20 protein-coding genes are annotated in these 21,313 nt (G+C 53.8%); 5 read left to right on the forward strand and 15 right to left on the reverse strand.

Annotated elements, in window-relative coordinates:
* Positions 1–261 precede the first annotated feature (261 nt).
* From PMI41_RS00005 to PMI41_RS00040, 8 genes are all read right to left on the reverse strand, one after another.
* Positions 262–1,251, reverse strand: coding sequence for a sugar phosphate isomerase/epimerase (locus tag PMI41_RS00005; protein ID WP_008120488.1), 990 nt, complete (start codon positions 1,249–1,251; stop codon positions 262–264).
* Between the two features lie 39 nt (positions 1,252–1,290).
* Positions 1,291–2,385 carry a Gfo/Idh/MocA family oxidoreductase gene (locus tag PMI41_RS00010; RefSeq protein ID WP_008120489.1) on the reverse strand — a complete coding sequence of 365 codons (1,095 nt, stop codon included), beginning with the start codon at positions 2,383–2,385 and terminating at the stop codon, positions 1,291–1,293.
* A gap of 322 nt (positions 2,386–2,707) precedes the next feature.
* Positions 2,708–3,484 carry an ATP-binding cassette domain-containing protein gene (locus tag PMI41_RS00015; protein WP_008120493.1) on the reverse strand — a complete coding sequence of 259 codons (777 nt, stop codon included), beginning with the start codon at positions 3,482–3,484 and terminating at the stop codon, positions 2,708–2,710.
* Positions 3,481–4,491, reverse strand: coding sequence for an ABC transporter permease (locus PMI41_RS00020; RefSeq protein WP_040853365.1), 1,011 nt, complete (start codon positions 4,489–4,491; stop codon positions 3,481–3,483). The genes PMI41_RS00015 and PMI41_RS00020 overlap by 4 nt, the downstream gene beginning before the upstream one ends.
* A 136-nt stretch (positions 4,492–4,627) precedes the next feature.
* Positions 4,628–5,647, reverse strand: coding sequence for a substrate-binding domain-containing protein (locus PMI41_RS00025; RefSeq protein WP_157179258.1), 1,020 nt, complete (start codon positions 5,645–5,647; stop codon positions 4,628–4,630).
* 68 nt (positions 5,648–5,715) lie between these two features.
* Positions 5,716–6,633, reverse strand: coding sequence for a sugar phosphate isomerase/epimerase family protein (locus PMI41_RS00030; protein WP_008120499.1), 918 nt, complete (start codon positions 6,631–6,633; stop codon positions 5,716–5,718).
* A 479-nt stretch (positions 6,634–7,112) separates the two neighbouring features.
* A complete protein-coding gene (locus tag PMI41_RS00035; protein WP_040853341.1) occupies positions 7,113–8,111 on the reverse strand; it encodes a LacI family DNA-binding transcriptional regulator in 999 nt (332 codons plus the stop codon).
* Positions 8,112–8,388: 277 nt separating this feature from the next.
* Positions 8,389–9,402 carry a LacI family DNA-binding transcriptional regulator gene (locus PMI41_RS00040; protein WP_008120501.1) on the reverse strand — a complete coding sequence of 338 codons (1,014 nt, stop codon included), beginning with the start codon at positions 9,400–9,402 and terminating at the stop codon, positions 8,389–8,391.
* A 119-nt stretch (positions 9,403–9,521) separates the two neighbouring features.
* Here PMI41_RS00040 and PMI41_RS00045 point away from each other — a divergent pair, with 119 nt between their 5' ends.
* From PMI41_RS00045 to PMI41_RS00065, 5 genes are all read left to right on the forward strand, one after another.
* Entirely contained in the window at positions 9,522–11,075 is a 1,554-nt protein-coding gene (locus tag PMI41_RS00045; protein WP_008120504.1) for a carboxylesterase family protein, read from the forward strand.
* A gap of 38 nt (positions 11,076–11,113) precedes the next feature.
* Positions 11,114–12,010 (forward strand): transporter substrate-binding domain-containing protein, encoded by an 897-nt coding sequence (locus PMI41_RS00050; protein WP_008120505.1) that lies wholly within the window; start codon positions 11,114–11,116, stop codon positions 12,008–12,010.
* Between the two features lie 87 nt (positions 12,011–12,097).
* Complete coding sequence (locus tag PMI41_RS00055; RefSeq protein WP_008120507.1) at positions 12,098–12,772, forward strand: amino acid ABC transporter permease; 675 nt, start codon at positions 12,098–12,100, stop codon at positions 12,770–12,772.
* Positions 12,769–13,437 (forward strand): amino acid ABC transporter permease, encoded by a 669-nt coding sequence (locus PMI41_RS00060; protein WP_008120509.1) that lies wholly within the window; start codon positions 12,769–12,771, stop codon positions 13,435–13,437. The genes PMI41_RS00055 and PMI41_RS00060 overlap by 4 nt, the downstream gene beginning before the upstream one ends.
* Positions 13,438–13,471: 34 nt before the next feature.
* A complete protein-coding gene (locus tag PMI41_RS00065; protein WP_008120511.1) occupies positions 13,472–14,254 on the forward strand; it encodes an amino acid ABC transporter ATP-binding protein in 783 nt (260 codons plus the stop codon).
* Positions 14,255–14,302: 48 nt separating this feature from the next.
* Here PMI41_RS00065 and PMI41_RS00070 read toward each other — a convergent pair whose 3' ends face one another.
* From PMI41_RS00070 to PMI41_RS00100, 7 genes are all read right to left on the reverse strand, one after another.
* A complete protein-coding gene (locus tag PMI41_RS00070) occupies positions 14,303–14,452 on the reverse strand; it encodes a hypothetical protein (RefSeq protein ID WP_157179259.1) in 150 nt (49 codons plus the stop codon).
* 273 nt (positions 14,453–14,725) lie between these two features.
* Positions 14,726–16,312: an electron transfer flavoprotein-ubiquinone oxidoreductase gene (locus tag PMI41_RS00075; RefSeq protein WP_244423882.1), complete on the reverse strand. Its 1,587-nt coding sequence runs from the start codon at positions 16,310–16,312 to the stop codon at positions 14,726–14,728.
* Between the two features lie 104 nt (positions 16,313–16,416).
* Complete coding sequence (locus PMI41_RS00080) at positions 16,417–17,397, reverse strand: alpha/beta fold hydrolase (RefSeq protein ID WP_244423883.1); 981 nt, start codon at positions 17,395–17,397, stop codon at positions 16,417–16,419.
* Positions 17,398–17,462: 65 nt separating this feature from the next.
* Entirely contained in the window at positions 17,463–18,338 is an 876-nt protein-coding gene (locus PMI41_RS00085) for a CoA ester lyase (RefSeq protein WP_008120519.1), read from the reverse strand.
* Between the two features lie 54 nt (positions 18,339–18,392).
* Entirely contained in the window at positions 18,393–19,574 is a 1,182-nt protein-coding gene (locus PMI41_RS00090) for an FAD-binding oxidoreductase (protein ID WP_008120520.1), read from the reverse strand.
* A gap of 44 nt (positions 19,575–19,618) precedes the next feature.
* Complete coding sequence (locus PMI41_RS00095; RefSeq protein WP_008120521.1) at positions 19,619–20,542, reverse strand: FAD-binding protein; 924 nt, start codon at positions 20,540–20,542, stop codon at positions 19,619–19,621.
* Positions 20,542–21,303 carry an electron transfer flavoprotein subunit beta/FixA family protein gene (locus PMI41_RS00100; RefSeq protein ID WP_008120522.1) on the reverse strand — a complete coding sequence of 254 codons (762 nt, stop codon included), beginning with the start codon at positions 21,301–21,303 and terminating at the stop codon, positions 20,542–20,544. Before PMI41_RS00100 ends, PMI41_RS00095 begins: the two co-directional genes overlap by 1 nt.
* Between the last annotated feature and the right edge of the window lie 10 nt (positions 21,304–21,313).

Raw genomic sequence — 21,313 nt, forward strand, 5'->3', positions numbered from 1 at the left:
GCTTTTCCCTCGACCATGACGACCGCGTTCTTCAGGCCGAGCCCAGGCGACCTGGACAAAACGGCACTGATGGAGCGCCGGCCCCTTCTCTCAGTCAGTTCCGTCAGAAGCTGGATGACGCGAGCCCGCACCGAAACGAATGAAGCACAAGCCTCGCTGTGGATCTCGCAGGAGAAGCAAGTGGGCCGAAGATCACTGCTATTAGGTGCGAGAAGGTGCGCAGAGCGGCGATCCCGATGAGGATAACTACTCTACTGGCGCTCACTTAAGCATGGTTTCTCGGAGGAAGTCCGCGGATCTCTCGATTGCCATAAGGTCGTTCGACATAAGGAAGTCCTCGACTTCAATGCTAACGGGACCAACATAAGATCCAGCGGCCAGTGTGGCGAAGAATTCCTTCCACCAGAGGTGGTCATGACCATAGCCGACTGCAACATAATTCCAGGCTCGCTCAGCGGCGGGCGCCCAGAAAGGCTGGACCTCGATAAGATCAAGTGCGCGATTGCTCTTGTTGATCCGGCAATCCTTGGCATGGACGTGGTAGACCAATTTCTCTTGGCATAGGACCCGTGCCATTTCGATCGGGTCGCCGCCCATAAAAAAGACGTGACTCGGATCGAGGTTCATTCCGACTATCTCTCCAAGCTCCTTCCTCATGATCCTCATGGTCCGTACATTGTAGACCATATTGGATGGATGATTCTCAAACGCGATCTTTTTCACCCCGTGTTCCGCGGCCTTTTTGACGGCACCCGCCCAGAATTCGAACGAGACCTCCCACTGATACTTCAAGATATCGAGGTTTTCGAAAGGAAAGGAGCTGGTAATCCAATTGACGCATTTGTCTTCAGCGGATCCCGCGGGGCAACCTGTCTGTGAAATTATAGTGTCGACCCCCAAAGCTTCCGCAAGTTCAAACGACCTGTAGATATCCTCCCTATGCTGCTTGCCACGATCTCCTGGTTCGAGCGGATTAGCAGAGCAATTAAGGACGTCGAGCGTCATCCCTCGCTGCTCAATCTTGGACAGGTAGGTCTTTCGAGCCTGTTCGGAGTCCAGGATCGCACCGACATCGATGTGGGGACAAGTCGACCATCCTCCAACGCCGATCTCGAGTCCTCGAATTCCCATTGCCGCGGCAGTGTCCAGCATATCGTCAAAGGACAGTCGCCCCATGCCCTCGGTGAACAAGCCCATATGCATTGGCAATGGACGAACAATTCCAGCAAAAGCTGTCGCGATATCAAGCATCGATAACCTCCTAAATATTTGTCCGAGTCGTGAAATGTTTCAAAGGTCAACCCATCTGTTTTCATCGGCGGATTGTTGGATCGCATCGATGACACGGTCTATTTCGGCGCCGAAGGAAAAATCGCATTCGTAGTCAGCGCCATTGACAAGCGCATCGAACACTTTGTTGAACTGGAACATCATCATCTCGGAGAAACTGCCCCACCAGACTCCGTCAGAATATTGCTCTGCGATCTTGACCTTCTTGAAGCCAGGATATTCATCATTGCCGAAGTGGACATATACTTCGTTGAAGTTGTCCTGCTCGACCCGAACGCTGCCGAGCAGCCCCTGCAATTCATAACCGATGCCGATAGGATGACCGCCTCCCAGGCCCGTGCATCCCAATGAACCGATCGTGCCATTCTTATACTCGATCAGAAATTGCGTGATGTCATCGGTTTGTACCTTTGCCATTTCGGAACTTCCGACAGCGATAGGCCGCTCCTTGATAATCGTACTTTGAATTCCGACGACACGCTTTGTGTCACCAAGTACAGCCTTGAGAGTAGAGAGGACATGTGTGCACGTATCGCCCAGGACGCCGCTCTTGGAATTTTTATCTTTCATACGCCAGTTTATGGGCATGTTTGGATCAAGTTTGCCGCCGTAGTCAAAGGTTCCGGTAACCCGCGTTATTTTACCCAGTTTGCCGGAGACCACGAGGTTTTTGACAAAGACGTTCTGGGGCGCGGTGACGTAGATAAATCCAACGTAGTTGAAGCACTGTCTCGTTTTCGCGAGGTCCGAAAGTTCTTGGGACTGCCTCGGGTCGGTAGTGAGCGGCTTTTCGCAAAAAACGTTTATGCCGTGCTCGATAGCTTGCCTGGAGATTTCATAGTGAGACTCGTTGGGCGTAGCAACGATAAGCAGATCAAGCTTGCAAGCCAGGGCATCCCGCCAATCGCCTGAATGTCGTTCGAAACCGTACCTTGACGCAACGGCTTGTGCTGCGTCGCCATTCGCATCACATACGATTGCCCATTCTATAGTACCGTTGCGCCCCTCGAAGATATCCTGCTGGGCAAGAATGGCACTGACATGCATTTTCCCGATGAAGCCGGCCCCAACCAGACCGATCCGAATTTTTTTCATTCTCACGTCCTTTATATATACAGCGTTCACATTTTGGCCCGGCCTGCCTTGGCTACAGAGACAGAGCTCCTGTCTCTGTAGCCACCTCGATGGCTCTCTCTGAGGCGGCCATCGCCTGGGCGCAAAGCGCCATTTCGTTGACTTTGACTTGCGGCATCTGGACGCACCTCCGGTGCGGTCAAATCGCCGAGCAGGGCTGGTAATGACTGTGATCCAGACCTATCGTCGCGCAGCCGCCGTCACGCGACGTTCAGCAACGCGCTTTACGCACTCGATAGCTCTCGCGATTGACAAACACGGGGATGACCAATGATTCCCCGCGTCACTCCTCCAAATCGATATCTAAGTTGGCGAGGGTTTGGCCACCCGCCATCAGATCGGTAATCTCCTCGCGAGTTTTCTCGCCTTTGGAAAAGTTCGCAGCCAGTCCCCCACGGATCAAGACGGCAAACTGATCGCCCACAGCCATGGCATGGGTCACCTGGTGGGTTATAAAGATCACTGCTAGTCCACGTTTCTTTGCTTCAAGAACAATTCGTAGAACATGGCTCGCCTGTTTGACGCCAAGCGCAGCTGTGGGTTCATCGAGAATAAGGACTCGGGCACCAAAGTAGACTGCTCGGGCAATCGCCAATGACTGGCGCTCTCCTCCAGACATACCCCCTACAAGACGATCGCCATCGTCGATGCGCGTGATCCCGAAGTCTTGCACCGCCTTTACCGCAATTTGGTTGGCACGTTTGCGATCATAAACCCTGAAAGGCCCGAAACTTTTCGTTGGCTCGTTACCGATGAAAAAGCATCGACCGATGCTCATGAGAGGAAATGTTCCACCGAACTGATAAACCGTCGCAATGCCCTTGTCCTGGGCTTCGCGAGGGCTTGCGAAGCTCACCCTCTCCCCATCGATGGAAAACGAACCGGACGTAGGCTTGTAAACACCGGAGAGCGTCTTGATGAGTGTTGACTTGCCGGCACCATTGTCACCGAGCAAACAAAGAACTTCACCTTTGTTGACCTTAAGTGTGATGCCATGGAGTACGTCCATCACGCCAAACGATTTCGTGACATTTTTGAGCTCAATCAAGGGTGTGCTCATGACGTCCTCCCCTTTTTCGGACTGTAGCTGAGCGCCATTTTCCGGAAAGTATTGTTTGTCAGCACCGCGAGCAGCAGCAGGACACCGATGATGAGGCTGGCCCAATTGGCGTCGAACTGCGTGAAATAGATTCCCTGGCTTACGACGGCGAAAGTGAGTGTTCCGAAGAAAATTCCCACGACTGAGCCGAAGCCTCCCGTCAGCAGGACACCTCCAACCACAACAGTGACGATCGAATTGAAGATATAGGACATGCCCCCAGATACCTGGGCCGAACTGTAAAGGATGGTCTGACACATCCCGACAAAAGATGCGCTCATAGAAGAGGTGGCAAAAAGGGCGACGGTCAAACGTTCTGTTGGGATTCCCACATTTCGAGCGCTCTCTCGATCACCGCCCATGGCGAAGATCCAATTGCCGTAGCGCGACATGTGAAGCACGAAGAAACACATCACCACAAAAGCCAACCACCAGAAAATCGTGACCTGAAAACTGTTGGCCACGTAGGAGCCAAACACCGTCTTGATCCAGTCCGGCGCACTTAGCGGGACAGAAGTGCTCCCCGTCAAAGCGACTGAGACACCGAGAACAAGCCCTTGAACGGCGAACAAGGTTCCGAGCGTCACGATCAGAGAGGGCACCCCGGTTCTGATCGTAAGGATTCCGTTGATCAGGCCGATGACAAACCCGAGAAGAAGGGAAGCGCCAATCCCTACGACAATCGGTGCACCGTAGTGGCCCGAAACGATGGCAACGGTCATTGCACCTGCAGGGATCATCGCTCCGATCGAAATGTCGAGCTCGCCAGCGATCATCAATAGTCCGACAGGGAGTGCCACGATGCCCAGGTTAGCGGCAACATTGAGATAGCTTGCAGCACCTATGGGAAGCACAAAGTTGGCGTTTCCAAAGAAGGCAAAGAAACCAAAGACGAAGGCCAGTCCTATAAATGCGCCAACTTCTGGACGCCGGATAAGTAGGCCGAGGTCAAATCTGGCATTGGGCAGTTCATCTAAATGCTTAGCCGGGATATTTTGTGTTGTATTCACGAATCAGGCTCCTCCTTGGTTAGTACCGACGACCCGTGTTCTTCGGCGGCAAAGGTCGACGGGCGTCGGCGGCATCAAACGCGATGGTCGATGTTTAACGCGTTCCCTGCTTAGCTCCTGCGAGGACCTGCTCGACGTTGGAGCTATCGACGATGGTGGGACCGGTCAGGATCGGTTTTGTCGGTACAGCACTGCCAAACGCCACATAAGAGTGAAGCAACGATGTTGCCAGAAAGCCTTGGAGATATGGCTGCTGATCGATGGCGAACATTTGAGTGCCATCCTTGATCCGATTTAAGACCCTCTGGCTCACATCGAAGCTAGCGAGCTTTACACGCCCGTTAGCACCGGCTTGCGCGATTGCATTCGCCGCGCTATCCGCATCGACTTGACCGACCGTAATCACGCTGTCGATTGTCGGATCATTCAGCAGTCGCGCCTTGATCGCTTCCGTTACGGCAATTGGATCTCCGAAACTTGTCGCCGGCAACGGCAACTGCTTTGCTGCTTTGCCGGCTGCGGTCATTGCCTCAGCAATACCGCCGCACCGTGCCTCCAAATTTGCTGAACCTGGGACGGTATTAACGCACACCGCGTTAGTCGCCCCATTTTGCGCAAGATACTTTCCACCTTCAATTCCAGCTAATTTGTCGTCGGTGCCGATGTAATTTAGCGCACCGACGGCATTGGCGACATCAACGCTTCCAGAATTATATAGCATTACAGGTATACCTGCCGATATTGCCGCAGTAATCGCTGGATTTTCTGCTTCTGGCACCCAATTCGGAACAGCTATACCGGCAGCACCTTGGTTAGTAGCTGTGCGAACCAAGTCTGCAGTATCGGCTCCAATCTTATCGTAACTTTGCAGAGCCAAATACTTGACCGATCCTCCATAAGGCTGCATCGCTTTTGCGGCATCATCAACGCCCTTCTTTATGACGGCGAAGAAGGCGTCGTCAGAACGGGCGCCGATCACGTAGATGCTTTTGCCCTCCTGCGCCGAAGCAGCGTTTGCCAACACGACAAGAATTGCAGCACCTGCTGCGACCATAGTAAGATAAACGTTTCTCATGCTTTTCCTCCCTGTAGAAATTTGTCTGTCTTTACCCATCTGGCCGGAGTTTCACGCCACCAGCCTCCAAGTGGTCGTTAACCGGCACATTTGCGCGACGTGTTGTGTTATGGCGCCTTTTCCCCCAATAACTCCTTCTCCAATCGCGCTTTCACTTGTCGACCATCGATGACCGCTCGTTCGGGGAAACCAAGCGGATTAAAATTCGCAATCGTGTCCTCTTGCTCCCCGAAACCCAGTTCACGGAGCGCCGCAAAGAGATCGTCAAATGGAATATCGCCGACACCGAGCTCGCCGAGATGTAGATGGCTTCTGATCGAACCATTCCAGAACGCTGCTGGCGGGTTGATGTTGTTTCGAAAAAGCTTTGTATGGTCGTATGTATCCGCGACCAGAATATGCTTGAGGTGTTTGCCAGCATACCGCAACATACGCTTCACATCGCCGACACCTTCATCGTAATGAAATGTATGCGGAATCGAATAGATGTAAGCGAAAGATGACGAGTCGTAGTACCTAATAATGTCGACCGTATCATCGTTACGCTCATAAAAATCATCGGGGTGGGCCTGTATATCCAACCGCATGCCTTTGCGCTCAAAAACGGGAAGCAACTCATCAAGCGAACGCATGAGTTTCGCTTCGCATAACTCAGGTGTAGCCCTGCTGCCACCGAGTTCGGAGTTAAATACTTGCGCTCCCATCTGTTCGCCGATTTCGATCATGCGCTTCCAGCAATCGACGGCATACTGGCGTACGAATTCATCCGTATCGGCAAGGCGAAAACCGGTAGTCAGAGAGGCGATTTTTAAACCAGCTCTCTCAATCGCCTTAGCGTGCCACGCAACCTCTGCGTTTGTAGCCTTCGGTCGCTTCCAATAGCCAGGAAAATATAGATCATATGGGGAGACATATTCGTATCCGGCCTCTGCGACCTTATGATAGACTTCCTCAAACTCCATACCTGTCTTGATCCGGCTGCCTTCCTTCACCCAGAAGGCGCTGGTGTCGAATGTGATCTTCATAGTTTCTTCCTCCCGGGCAGACTTTCATTTCCAATTGGGTAAAGGCGTTGGTGGTCTGGAGTTTTGCTAAGCTCGACCACCATAGCTCGCAACGATACAGCGCCCGTTGACACTATGACGCGTAACCTCAAGGCCAATTATGACAACTCGGCAAAGTCAAAGGTTTATCCGTCTCAGGCGGAAAGTTGCTTTGTGACTTCCTAGACGTGAGACCCACTTGACATCGATATCTTTGAATATAGCAGTGGGTTCCTCCTCCCTCTACTACGAATATTAAGTTCGCTCGAGTAGATATGCTTTTTGGCATTCAATAGCTGTGACATACGATATTACGCCCAGCGAAACATTACGACTGGCGTTTTTGATCGATTTCGATCATTTCCTAGATATGCAGCCCAGATTATTGACGTCGGCGACCGGCCGCCTCACGCCCCTGAGCTGATCTGTATGCGAGACATGGATTGTGCCAGCTCACGGCTTCAAATCCCGATATTGTAAGGTCCATGCACGGTAAAAGGTGCTTGCCCACTTGTGTTCGGTAAGATCGGACGGTCGTCGATTTTGAAATATGCCAAGAGTGTTTCAAGGGCGAACCTAGCTTGACGCTCAGGATTCTGATCAATCGCGAGGTCCATGGTTCCCTCATCGATCATTCGTCGCGTTTGATCAGTCAATTCATGGCCGATAAATGTGGGCCTTGAACCGAGGGGATATTGTTTTATCACTGCCTCTACGGCTTGATGAGCGGCGCCAGCATCGTAAATCGCCGTAACTCGTTGATACCGGCGGACAGCAGCTTTCAATAGCAGGGACGACATCCTCCCTTGGTCACCTTCATCGATAACCTCGGCGATCGTGTGTTGATCGGAATGGCGTGTGAGGGCATCTTTTAAACCTTGGAGCCGCATCAAGTGAGCCTGATATTGTTGATGATTGCATAATACGAGAACCTCACCTGGCTTAGCCATGCGTGCAATGAACCATCCCGCCGTAAGCCCTGAGGCCCGGTGGTCCGGTCCTGCGTACGTGAGGCGCAAATGTGCGGGTAGATCGGAGATAAGGGTAATCAAAGGTATTCCCCTTGCCACGAGAGTGGCCGCCGCCTCCAATACGGGCTCTTTATTTGGAGCGTAGGTGATGACCGCGTCAGCCTCTGTCGTCCGCATGCGTTCGGCAAAGTGTTCCGCTCTATCGTCAGCCAAGATGCTGCGGAGAATAAGCGCCGTTCTGCCAAGACTTTCACTCAGGATGCTGAATTCGCGGCTCATTCGACCGATGAGGGGGAGATCGGGTCGGGAGAGGAGAACCTCGAAGCGTAAGACCCTTTGATATGGCGAAGGAAGAATACGAGGTAAACCCAATTCCCGCGCCGCTGCGATCACCTTGCGCGCCGTTTCCGGCTTGACGCCCCCCCGTTCGTTCAAGACGCGACCGACGGTTGCTATGCCTACGCCGGCCAATTCGGCGACTTCCTGCAATCTGGAGCGCTCAGTGCGTTGCCTAAACATTCCACCCACTTAGCTTTATCGAGAGAGGTCGAGCACCCCTGAGGACGCGTCTGGACGAAGATAGCCGAAGCAGTAAGGAAAATCTAAAGATTTTGCCAGGGTGGCATCATGGCCCGTCCTCTCAAAAGCGGCTTTGGCGAGAATCTTTATCCAAGCTATGCAGCGATTTTCTCGTGCTGTCACATGACTTACGTCGAACTCAGCCAACGACGTTGCCTAAAGTGCTGTTGCCGTTCCAGCAATGAATTCAGCAATTTTCTCTTGTGTGCAGGGTGAACGGGATGAAGTCCACTTGCCTGTCTTCACGAACAAGTCCTGCGGTAAAACCGCACCATGCGGCCATGCGTTCAATCGCGCGCCGTGCCATGAGATCGGGGTTCTGGTCAATGCACAGGAACATCTCTCCGGTTTTCAGCATTGCGCTCGTGATCGGTGTGAGCTCGTGCCCGATAAAGCAGATCTGTCTTTGACATTTCTGCCGTTTGAGAACCTCGCCAATCATCTCATTTGCGGCGCCGCAATTGTAGACCAGGACTACGTCCTCATTTTTATGGAGTGCTTGAGAGAGCACGTTATAGCATTGCCTGTGATCATCATTCGTAACGTGAACCCCTGCAAGCGTTACGCCGGGAAGATACTGGGCAAGCGCATCCCTAAATCCATCTATGCGACCGGAAAGACCTGCCCCGTCTATTCCGCTCGTCAGAATGACAGCTGAACCAGATTTTTCGAGACGAGATGATGTGAGCCAGACTGCAGTGCGTGCTGCTGCACGATTATCAATTCCAATATAAACGTCGCGAGCGGTATTCGGGATATCGCCGATGATCGTTGCTATATAGATCCCACGCTGCTTCGCATTCTCAACCGCGTGTTGAAGAATGACGTCATTCGTGCCCGCAAAGGCGATTGCCTGAGCATTCGATGAATTAATCGCCCTCGCAATAGCGACCGCATCGAAGGGATCGCAATAGTCGATCTGGATACTGAGGTTACGGTCGACGATATTTCGGAATTCTCGAAACGCATGCGCCAAACGGATTCTGAAGTCGCTCTGAGGCTCAGGAAGCAGGAGCTGAATACGCGACAGCGGACGATGTGCGTCCGGCAGGATTCGGCGACTCCCTAGGCGCGTCGCGGCATCGACGACCCGTTTTGCCACCTCTGCCGAGACATTTCCTCGATCGTTCAGGACGCGATCGACCGTCGTCGTCCCGACGCCCGCCTCTCTCGCAATGTCAGCTATCCTAGCGCTTGTCATAATACACCATAGCAAACGCCGTTTGGTGTAAAAACACCAATTCAGCAGATTGTCATAAATAAAACGGAGATCAATTATCGCAGCGAGAGATCAGAGTATTCACGTTAGATTTGTTGGTAATGAATTCAGATAAACCGATCGCAAAAACAATATACGGGCCCGTCCAAGGCGAAATCATCAACGGCGTCACCAAGTTTGCTGGCATACAGTTCGGGGATCATATAAGCGGTGATGCCCGCTTCCTGCCTCCGCGCGCGCCTTCAAGCTGGACAGATGTGCGGATTTTGCGTTGCAACGCACCCAGAAGCCCTCAGCCACGAGAATCTGTTAACGAGGTGGCACCAGCTTGCCGCGAGTTCTTCTTCGGGCCTCGCACTGACGAACCGATCTCGGAGGAAGGGCTCTTTCTGAACATATGGACACCATCCGTCGATCCGGGGGCGAAGAGGCCAGTAATGGTTTGGCTCCACGGCGGTGGCTTTACAACAGGATGCCCCTCAGGAGCTCGCGAGGATGGGACAAAATTGGCGCGGAACGGCGAGGTCGTTGTCGTCGCGCCCTCCCATCGGCTGGGTGCGCACGGATATCTTTATCTGAACGAACCCGGTCCTTTCCAGAACAGATCGGCCAATCTCGGCATGCAGGATATCGTATTTGCGCTCAGATGGGTTGCCGAAAACATCGAGGAGTTTGGTGGTGATCCAGCAAATGTGACCGTTTTCGGGGAATCTGGCGGGGCAATGAAAGTCTCGACGCTTCTTGCGATGCCCTCAGCCAGAGGACTTCTCCACCGCGCGATATGTCAGGCAGGACCGTTTGCACCCGGTTTCAGATATCTGACGATGTCACGACCGGAGGCTGATAGCATGTCCCGACGTTTTTTGTCATCTGCCGGGTGCAAGGATATTGACGAACTGCTTACGCTGACGACGAGAGAATTTGTCGAGGCGCTCCAAGACACATGGGAAGGCATCATGGCGTGGCGTCCGGTAGCCGACGGCATCGTCCTTCCTAAAAGCGCGGAAGACGCTTTGCTCGACGGGTCCACCCTCGATGTACCTATGTTTATCGGCCTGACCGCCAATGAAGCCGATTACGATGTCCGCTTTGACATGAATTTTGGTACGAGAGATGAGCTTCGAAAATCTCTGGGGCAACACACTGACAGGATTTTCGAAGGTTATCGGAAAACCCGACCCGACGCCGATCAGGCGGCAATATACAGAGCCATATGGACCGACTGGACGTTCCGTATGGGCTCGATCCAGGTAGCGGAGCTTCGGTCGAGCCTCAAGAGCAACACCTTTATGTACAGTCTCGACTGGCAACGCAATTCGGAGCCAAAAGCGAAAGTAACGCACGGCAGCGAAGCGCTTTTTATCTTTGGTACGCTCGATCATGCCGGCTTCACACGTAACGATGATGAGGCCAGACGGCTGAGCGAGGAAATGCAAGGGGCGTGGCTCGCTTTCGCACGCACAGGCGACCCAAGTCACTCGGGTATTCCCCAGGTTCCGCCTTACAATGGGGCGACCAGATCAACGATAGTTTTCGCTACCGACACTCGTATTGAGCATGATCCTCAGCACGATGATCGACTCGTGTGGGAGCGCGAATGGAATTCTAAAACAGCTTTTTTCGGGAGATATCAGGCCGCAATAAAAAGCCTTTGAAGCAGCAATGTTGTCAATGAAAGGAAAGGGGAACGGATATGGATATAGCACGACGCAATCTTATGAAACTGATACCAGTTGCAGGGGTTACTGCAGCTGCCGCCGGTATCATCGCAGCTGGCGCGAGAGAAAGTTCGGCGCAAAGCGGGCCGAGCGGCACCTGGGACCAGATAATGAGTTCCAGAACATTGCGAGTCGGCGCTGCGGTGGCGGAGCCTTGGTACTTCAAGGACGAAGTTCAAAGCGATGCGCCAGGAGGCGCCACATCAGGCAGCACGACATGGCGAGGAATCGGGATTGGCATGGCGAAAGCCGTGGCTGAAGGCCTTGAAGTGGACTTGTCCGTTGTGGAAACCACTTGGGGAAACGCGGTGGCAGGACTTCAAGCCAACCAATTTGACCTGATGTTCATCCTCGACGCTACACCGCAGCGCGCCAAAGCGATTGATTTCCTAAGCGTTCCGATCGGTTATTATCCGCTTGCGCTGTGGGTGGCGGAGGCAGAGACACGTTCCACCTGGGCGGAGTTCAACACACCCGAAACGAAGATCGCAACGCTACTCGGCTCGTCGATGGATCAGTTTTTAACCAAAACCACACCCAATGCAAACATAGTTCGCTTGCAGGAAAGCTCTCAGGTAAATGCAGCATTCCGTTCACGCAGGGTCGATGCTGTTTGCGCTGTAGCCCCGGGTTTGGCACAGACAGCGGCGCAACTGAAACTCGGAAAGGTGCTTAACCCTTCCCCGTTTGTCCCTCTACCCGCTGGCACTGGCTTTCGATGGGAGCCCAATAACCGGTTCAAAGATTTCCTCTCGGCATGCGCCACCTTCTTTTATTCTACGGGGAAAATTGACGAGGTATACCGGGAGTTCATGAAATACCGTGGCGTGGATGAGAAGTACTTCGTCTCGATGATCAAAGAGCGGTGGTGATGCTTCGAAACCGCGAAGGATTGCCGTAGACCGGTTCCTCCACGCGGAACCGGTCTAATCGATGACCTCTGTTGAGAAAGCTATAGAATGCCTTACCAATGGGACTTCGGGACTATATTTCGTAAATGGGATGCCTTGCTTACAGGGACATTGTCCAGTTTAGAGTTAACCTTCTGGTGCATAATTCTAGCCATTCCTCTTGGACTTGCTATCGGCCTGATGCGTATGTCCGGTTTCTGGCCATTACAAATTGTCGGCCGGATTTTTGTCGACTTTTTCCGCACCTCTGCGGTTCTCGTTCTCATGTTATGGTTTTATTTCGCGCTCCCGGTATTGGCTGGTGTGGAGATTTCCCCTTTTGAAGCCGCTCTTCTGGCGATCGGCCTTCAGTCTGCTGCCTATTTTTCCGAGATATTTCGTGGGGCAGTCAGTTCCATCAGCCAGCAGCAGTGGGAGGCCGCTGCAGCGCTCGGCATTCACCGCTTGCATGCTCTCAGGTATGTTATCTTGCCCCAGGCGATTCGCCGGATGATCCCGGTTTCGTTCAACCTATTAATCACAATTTTTAAGAGTACCAGCATCGCGGCCGCAATCGCCTTCGGTGAACTCACTTATCAGGCATCGATCATGACATCATCGACCTATCGTCCTATCGAAACGTATACGGTGGTCGCCTTCATTTACGTCGTCATCATAACGACTTGCAGCTTCCTGGTCAGATATCTGGAAGATCGCTTTTCGATCGAGAGGCTGGGCAGATGAACGAATATTCCTGGGATTTCAGCTTTCTGTCCAACCATTACAGCATGCTGATCTACGGCATTGCAGGGACGCTGCTGCTATCGTGCCTGGTCACCATGTTCGGGTTTACGTTGGGAGCCTTGATAGGGGTCGCGCGCACCAGCAAACGCCAATTCATTCGCATTCCGGCAAGTTGTTACGTCGAGATATTCCGCAACACGCCTCCGCTTGTTCAGCTTCTGTGGTTGTTTTACGCGCTTCCGATATTGACAGGCATGCAGCCTCAGCCCCTCGTCGCGGCGGCTATCGCGTTTTCCATTTATACGAGCGCATTCATGGCGGAAGTCTATCGTGGCGGGATCCAGTCTATCGAGAGAGGGCAGTGGGAGGCAGGCCGAGCGATCGGGTTCACCTATATTCAGCAGATGCGCTATATCATATTGCCGCAAGCCATCAAGCGGATGATCCCCGCCGCAACAAACCAGTTCATTGAGACGGTAAAACTCACGTCTTTGGCATCGATCATCGCATACAAGGAACTTGTCTATTACGTGGGCTATATCTCGGACTTGGAATATCGGTCGCTTGAATCCTACACTATCCTGACACTGATCTTCACCCTCATTCTTATCCCTTTAAGCTATGTGTCGCTCGCATTCGAAAAGCGCCTGCGCGTTCGTGACTGACAGCAATCAGAAAAATTTGCCACAGGTGGGAAATATGAATGAACTCTTGAGATGTAACGACCTGGTTAAGCGCTATGGATCTCATTCGGCGGTAAACGGCGTAAATTTTTCGGTCAACGAAGGAGAGACGATCGCCATCATTGGCCCGAGCGGCTCAGGCAAAAGCACACTGCTGCGCTGCCTGAATCTGCTTGAGACACCGACTGAGGGGGAGATTTTCTTCAAAGGAAAACAGGTTGGGTGCAAGTCAAAGGTAGGCGCCATCGAATATCTGGAGCGCGACTTGGTCTCAGTTCGTCAGCGGATGGGCATGGTTTTTCAGAATTTCAACCTGTTCCCCCACCTGACAGTGGAAGAAAATATTTCACTGGGTCCATGTAAGATAAGACGTATTTCACACGATGTTGCTCGAAAGGCTGCCTCCAGCTTGTTGGAAATTGTCGGGATGGCTGGAATGAATGGCAAATATCCCGGCCAGCTTTCCGGAGGACAACAGCAGCGGGTTGCGATCGCGCGAGCGCTCGCAATGGAACCGGACGCAGTTTTATTTGACGAACCAACCTCGGCCCTTGATCCGGAAATGATCAGTGAAGTTTTGGACGTAATGAAGGCCCTTAGCGACCGCGGAATGACGATGATCGTGGTCACTCATGAGATCAGTTTTGCTGCAAACGTTGCCGACCGGGTGATCTTCTTCGATGGTGGACAGATCAAAGAGGACGGCCCCCCCGAATATGTCATCAGTCAACCCCGAACCGCGAGAATGGTGCAATTCATAAATCAGCACACGGCCTTTCGACCCGACATTATGCAATAGGACAGTGCTTTCAGCTTACATCGGACACGAGCGGAGATGACTATCCGCTCATATGAACTTCACTTTCGCAAGGCGCTTTGAGCGAATGGTTCGTTGACCTTCTTCTCGCCTCTTTTGGTTCACTTTCCAGATGCCTTGCGCCGACATGACAGTTCCGCCCGATTCAATCGTGCCCGTGAGGAAAGCCATCTTGCTCATCTTCTTTGTCACCCGTGGACGGATTGAAGCAAACGCTCCGATCTCCAACGGTGCCATGAAATCGCAAGTGAGGGTGGGGTAGAACACTCTTTCACGCTGATGCTGCGGCGTTTGCAGGTGATCGGTGACATTTCGAACTGCTTTCTCACCATCTCGAACACTAGCCCGAAGTATAAGGATGTGACGGTCATTTTCCTGACTTTCTATCGCATGGCTTATCGGTCTGATCCCGCGCGGGGATCAGACGCGAATTTCAGATGCCGGCCCGATCCGCTACATGTTAGCGTAGAAGGGTCCTTCGCCACCCTGCGGCGGCACCCAGTTGATGTTCTGGTTGGGGTCCTTGATGTCGCAGGTCTTGCAATGCACGCAGTTCTGCGCGTTGATCACGTAAGTTTCCTCGCCGTCCTTCTCCACCCATTCATAAACGCCTGCCGGACAATAACGCGTCGAGGGGCCGGCATAGACGTCGTGTTCGGAACGCTTCTGCAACTCCATGTCCTTCACCTGAAGATGCACCGGCTGGTTCTCCTCATGGTTGGTGGAGGATAGGAACACCGATGAAAGACGGTCGAAGGTCAGAGCCCCGTCCGGCCTCGGATAGGCGATCGGCTTGTGTTTGGAGGCCGCTTCCAAGCTTTGTGCATCCGTCTTGCCGTGCTTCAGCGTGCCGAAGAAGGAAAAGCCGAACAGCTGGTTCGTCCACATGTCGAGACCGCCCAGCCCAACGCCGACCAGCGTGCCGAACTTCGACCACAGCGGCTTGACGTTGCGCACCCGCTTCAGATCCTTGCCAATATCGCCTTCGCGCCATTCCGCCTCGATCTCCGCCACCTCGTCATGGGCGCGGCCGACCGAAATCGCCGCGGCGATCTTCTCCGCCGCCAACATGCCCGACAGCACGGCGTTGTGGCTGCCCTTGATGCGCGGCATGTTGACGAAACCGGCGGAACAGCCGATCAACGCGCCGCCCGGGAAGGTCAGTTTTGGCACCGACTGATAACCGCCCTCAGTGATGGCGCGGGCGCCGTAGGACAGGCGCTTGCCGCCCTCGAATGTGCCGCCGATCGCCGGGTGGGTCTTGAAGCGCTGGAATTCCTCGAAAGGATAAAGATAGGGGTTCTTGTAGTTTAGGTGGACGACGAAGCCGACTGCAACGGTGTTGTCTTCTAGATGATAGAGGAAGGAGCCACCGCCGGTCTTCATATCGAGCGGCCAGCCGAAGGAATGCTGCACCAGGCCGGGCTTGTGGTTCTCCGGCTTGACTTGCCACAGTTCCTTGATGCCGATGCCGAATTTTTGCGGCTCGCGATCCTTGGAAAGGTCGAACTTGGCGATCAGCTGCTTGGCTAGCGAACCGCGCACGCCCTCGCAGATCAGCACATATTTGCCGTGCAGCTCCATGCCGCGGGTGAAGTTCGGACCCGGTTCGTCATCCTTCTCGATGCCCATATCGCCGGTGGCGATGCCAATCACCGCGCCTTCGTTATTATAGAGGACTTCCGTTGCGGCAAAGCCCGGATAGATCTCAACGTCGAGCGCTTCGGCCTTTTCCGCCAGCCAGCGACAGACCAGCCCAAGCGAGACGATATAATTGCCGTGATTATTCATCAACGGCGGCATCATGAAATTCGGCAATCGAAGCGACGCAGATGAACCGAGGAAAAGAAACTGGTCGTCCTTCACCTTTGTCTTGAAGGGATGCCCCTCTTGTTCGCGCCATCCCGGCAGGAGTCGGTCAACGCCGATCGGATCGACTACGGCGCCGGAGAGAATATGCTCGCCCACTTCCGCGCCCTTTTCAAGAACGACGACCGAAAGCTCCGGATTAACCTGCTTCAGCCGGATCGCTGCTGCCAGTCATGCCGGCCCGGCGCCGACGATCACTACGTCGAATTCCGTAGACTCGCGTTCGATTTCAGAAACTTGCATCGCGTCCTCCTTGGCCATCCGCATAACCTGGTTCAGTCCAGAGATTTCTCTGTCAGGAACTGCTTCATCAGGTCAGCAATTTTCAGGTTGTTGAGGTCGGAGAACGGGAAATGCGTATTGCCCCGAATGCCCAGATCAGGAAGGTGAACGACTATGGCGTCTCCGCCATGCTTGTTCACTGTATTCGCCCAGATCTTCGCCATCTCGAACCGTACGCGCCATGTGTCGTGACCCGGATTGGACAACGGCTGAGAGGGAATGTTGTCGCCATAGTACATAACGATCGGGATTGTGGTGAACTTCAGAAACTCTTCCATCGCAGTGGTTTTGGGGAACAGCATGCCATCGGACGCAGGCATCGGCTCAGGCGCCTCACCTTCTGGAAAAATATAGCCCTCGCCCGGTTCATAAGAGACGATCGCACGGACGTTGCTGTTTTTCAGCGCCTCCATCCATCCAAGTCCGCCGCTCTGAGAGTGCGTCACGAGTATCGATGGGCCTATCTTGTCGAGCAGTGCTGAAACGCCGGCAACTGCGACATCACGGTCGAAAGGGCCCGTATTTGGCGAAATCGAACGCAGATACTGATCAAGCACGGCTGGATCTTTGGAAAACTGCACGCCATCGAAATAGTTCGGCCACGTTCCTACCCGGAAAATATCAAACCACATCGCGTCGTTCAGATACGGTTCGATCTTCATCTCAACAGTGCTGCGGCCTGCGCGGCCGCGACGTGGTTGGTCGAGCAGATAGACGCTGTAACCCCATCGCAAGAAAAGTGTCTGAAAGCCTTCTCGCCCGTCTGGCGTTGTTTCCCAAGTCTTGGCTGTCTGATCCGCTCCATGCCAGAATACAAGCGGATATTTTCTGGCATCGACGGGCTTTTGGTAGAACGCGTAGAGGTGATCGCCATGAAGAGACGCCTCCCCCTGTTGCAACACAGTGCCGCCGACGGCAAAGCTGCCCTGTTCGGCAATGATGATCGGCTCGAAAGCCGTATTTTCTGCGGCCATAGCATCCGTACCCAAAAGCGCCAATCCGATAAGCGAGAGCATCCCCGAAGCTCCTGAAATAATATTCATCGCCATGCTCTCTCTTCGATCATTGCAGACATCTGCAACAAGCGTCGAGCGATCTCCGCGTGCAACCGTTCAACCATCTTGCCTTCGATATTGATGACACCAGCCGTACCGTTTTCCGGAAGATCGAAAGCCGCACAGACCTTCCGTGCCCAATCAACTTCCTCGACGGTTGGAGCAAAACTCTCATTGGCAATGGTAATCTGATTTGGATGGATCAGGGTTTTGCCGTCCATACCGATTTCGCGGCCGTCCATACACTCCACCTTGAAACCATCGTCATTCCTGAAATCGTTAAAAACACCATCGAGGATATCGAGGCCTGCAGCACGTGCCGCAGCGACACACTGCATAAGCCAGGGAAGATAACTGGCCCGTCCCGGCTTCAGGGAAACTCGCGTGTCTTTCGCCAGATCGTTCGTGCCGATCACGAGGGTTGAAAGTTGTGGGAGAATGTCCAGGCGCGCTTCGGCGATTTCGAGAGTGCGCAGCATTGCGGCCGGCGTCTCAAGCATCGCCCAGACCTCAGGGACATTTCTTCCTTCAAGGCGCGCCGCAATAGCTTGAAGATCTCTAGACGCGCTGATTTTTGGAAACAGGATCGCCATCGGTTCCGCTGCAAGTACAGCAGAGAGATCTGCTTCGCCCCAAGGGCTCGAAAGAGCGTTGATGCGCACAACGACCTCTTCCCGTCCGAACCCGCCATGCGACAAGATCTCCACAGCCTTCTGGCGGGCATTTTCTTTTTCGCTTGGCGCAATCGAATCTTCCAGATCGACGATGATGACATCGCTTGGCAACGATTTTGCTTTTTCAAGCGCGCGAGCATTGGTCGCTGGAACATAAAGTGCGCTGCGACGCAGACGGACGGACATCGGATTCTCCTATTCTAACGCGGCTTAACTCCACCTGGGCGAAGGACCAGATATTCAGGCCTTTATGCCCTTTTCCGCATAGGGGCGGTTGTCCACGATGCGCTGATAAGACAGCCGTGTCAGGTCCAGCGCCTCAAGACGGCCAGTGAGGATCAGTTCAGAAATCGCCCTGCCAGCAGCGGGGGCGTGCTGCAACCCGTGCCCTGAACAGCCGGCGATCACAAAGAAGTTGGAAAGGCCACCCTCCCAACGGCCGATGATGGCATTCCCGTCGAACACATTCTGCGCGTAGTGCGTTGCCCAAGCGTGCTTAAGGCGAATGGCCTCGAACTTTGGTACGCGCGTGGCGAGCATTGGCCAGATATGCTCTTCGAAAGCATCCCAGTTCGGTTCATCGACAAAATTGCCGACCCGGGACATATCGGTGAGACCGGAAAGGAAACCGACACCCTCAGGTCGGAAACCAACACCGACCTGATCACGTGTCAGCGGGAGCGGATCGAAAGTCTCATGGCACTCGAAATAATATTGGGTGCGAGGCAAAGGCTGAACGGGCAGGTCCATTCCAACCATCTTGGCAACTTTAGCCGCATACAGCCCGGCAGTGTTGACGAAATGGTCAGCGGTAATTTTCTTGCCGTCCGCGAGCGTTACCGAGCGAACGAGACTGCCGTCGTGCGCGATATCAACGACCTCACCGTGGATATAGGTTGCGCCGAGGGAGATAGCCTTCCGCCTCAGACCCATCAGCGCTCCATAAGGATCGATCCAGCCGTCACTGGGCGAGAATACGGCTCTCGTCACACCTTCATTGCTGATGTCAGGAAAACGCTGCGAAAGTTCCTCCGCATCGAACAGCAATGCGTTGACGCCATTGTTGGTTTGGAAGCGATGATTTTCTTCCATGTCAGCAGCCTGCTCAGGCGTGCCGGCGATAAAGAGGTATCCTTGTTTCCAGAAGTGGAGATCAACGTTGTCGTCGTCAACTTTCATCGACTCGCCAAAATTCGAGTAGAACTGGCTGCCGAATTGCGACATCTGTAGGTTTTCAACCTGGGAAAACAACAGTCGAATACCCGCCATCGAAAGAGCGGAAGGCGCTTTTTCGTAGCTCGGATCCTTCTCGATGACGCAAATCCGAAGAGATGGATCTCGTTGCAGAAGGTGATATGCGGTGCTGCCGCCGGCAAGGGCTCCACCGATAATGATGACATCGTAATCTGTTGCGCGCGTCATATGATACAGTTCCCCGGTTTTTGCGCTTGACTGAAAATTGCAGTTCAGAGCTTTTCGGTGAGCTCAGGCACCAAGCTGAAGAGGTCGCCGACCAAGCCGTAATCTGCTATCTGGAAGATTGGAGCTTCTTCATCCTTGTTGATCGCAACAATGACCTTTGAATCCTTCATCCCGGCCAGATGCTGAATGGCGCCTGAGATGCCAACAGCGATATAGAGCTGAGGAGCAACCACTTTGCCCGTCTGGCCAACTTGCCAGTCGTTGGGCGCGTATCCACTGTCGACTGCGGCTCGCGACGCGCCGGCAGCTGCGCCGAGTTTGTCTGCGAGTTTTTCGATCAGATCGAAATTATCTCGAGACCCGACGCCACGGCCACCTGAGACAACGATGCGCGCGGAGCTCAGGTCCGGCCGTTCCGATTTCGACACCTCCTCCGAGACCCAAGAGGACAGACCAGGATCCGCATTGGCCAGCAGAGTCTCGATCGGCGCGGCATGGCCTTCGCCAGCGGCAGTAAAGTTTGCCGTCCGGATTGTCCCGACCTTGACCTTATCGTTCGACTTGACCGTCTGAATGGCGTTACCGGCGTAGATAGGGCGCTCAAAAGTATCGTCCGAAACAACGCCGATCACATCCGGAATGATCATGACATCCAGAAGAGCTGCGATCCGCGGCATCACGCTCTTGGCCGAAGCGGTGGATGCGGCAAAAATGTGAGTGAACCCGTTGAGACCGGAAACCAGCTCCGCCAGCGGTTCCGGCAACCCTTTGGCATATTTTGGGTCGTCCACTAGAAGGACCTTTGAAACGCCTTCCATTTTTGCGGCCGCAGCCGCAGCATCTCCCACATTCTCTCCCGCAACCAGAACTGTAATCTCCCCGAGCTTCGACAAAGCGCCGACGGCTTTCGCGGTTTGATCCCTACCCAACTCTGAGCTGTTTATCTCTGCCATGACGAGCGTCTGCATCACAGTACTCCTGCCTCATTTTTGAGCTTCGCAATCAGTTCGTCGACGGAAGCAACCTTGATGCCGCCGGAGCGCGCTTTGGGTTCAGCCGTTTGCTCGACAGTAAGTCGTGGCGCAAGGTCAACGCCATATTCGCTGGCGGACTTCTCTTCGAGCGGCTTCTTCTTTGCCTTCATGATGTTGGGCAACGACGCATAACGCGGTTCATTGAGCCGCAGATCGGTGGTGACGATCGCAGGGAGCTTCACGCTGACGATCTGCAGGCCGCCATCGATTTCCCGCGTAACTTGTGCCTTGCCGCCCTCGAGCGTGAGGGCGGAAGCGAACGTCGCCTGCCCCCAGCCAAGAAGAGCGGCGAGCATCTGGCCCGTAGCGTTCATATCGTTGTCGATGGCCTGTTTGCCCATCAGGACGAGGTCAGGCTTCTCGGTGTCGACAATGGCTTTCAAAAGCTTGGCGACGGTGAGTGGCTCGATGTCCTGACTGACGTCATCCGAAGCGTGGATGAGGATCGCGCGGTCAGCCCCCATCGCAAGCGCTGTACGAAGCGTTTCCGTCGCCCCCTTAACGCCGATCGAGACTGCGACAGCTTCGGTAGCGATACCTTTTTCCCGAAGCCGAACGGCTTCTTCGATCGCGATTTCATCAAAAGGGTTCATCGCCATTTTGACATTAGCGAGATCCACCCCGCTGCCATCGGCTTTGACCCGAACCTTCACGTTGTAATCCACAACACGCTTTACAGGTACCAGAACTTTCAAGACTATCTCC

Origin of the sequence: Phyllobacterium sp. YR531, from assembly GCF_000282595.1 — a bacterium.
In the GTDB taxonomy this organism is placed as follows: domain Bacteria; phylum Pseudomonadota; class Alphaproteobacteria; order Rhizobiales; family Rhizobiaceae; genus Phyllobacterium.